The organism is Acetomicrobium sp. S15 = DSM 107314 (assembly GCF_016125955.1).
Lineage (GTDB): Bacteria > Synergistota > Synergistia > Synergistales > Thermosynergistaceae > Thermosynergistes > Thermosynergistes pyruvativorans.
The window spans coordinates 1-346 of the sequence record NZ_JADEVE010000220.1 but is presented as its reverse complement, the minus strand read 5'-3'; the positions used below and the strand labels follow the sequence as shown (position 1 = coordinate 346).

Below are 346 nucleotides of genomic sequence, written 5' to 3'. Positions count from 1 at the left end.
AGGAAAGAGGCACTGCTTATGGTTACCCTGGAGTCACTGCATAGAGCTATTGCGGCTGCTCAGGAGGGTAAGACAGTGGGCGACATAGGTCATTCCGTCGAATCGTATGTGATCTCTCAAGGGTTTTCCCTTGTTCGTAATTATTGCGGGCATGGCATAGGTCGCAGGCTCCACGAGCCGCCCCAGGTGCCAAACTACGGCCGTCCTGGGAACGGCGTCCGGCCCGCTGTATATCGCGCCCAAAATGACCCCCTTTTCCAAGCCGTTATCCAAGAAGGCGCAAACTACATGCTCTCCAATGTCCAGCATGTGATATGCCTTGTTCTTGAGTGTTGCCGGAAAGAGT

At 54.0% G+C, this 346-nt stretch carries 1 protein-coding gene; it reads left to right on the top strand.

The window, feature by feature from the left end; genetic code table 11:
- Positions 1 to 18: 18 nt before the first annotated feature.
- The coding region (locus EZM41_RS14340; RefSeq protein WP_342449251.1) for a M24 family metallopeptidase at positions 19 to 346 on the top strand (328 nt) is incomplete at its 3' end.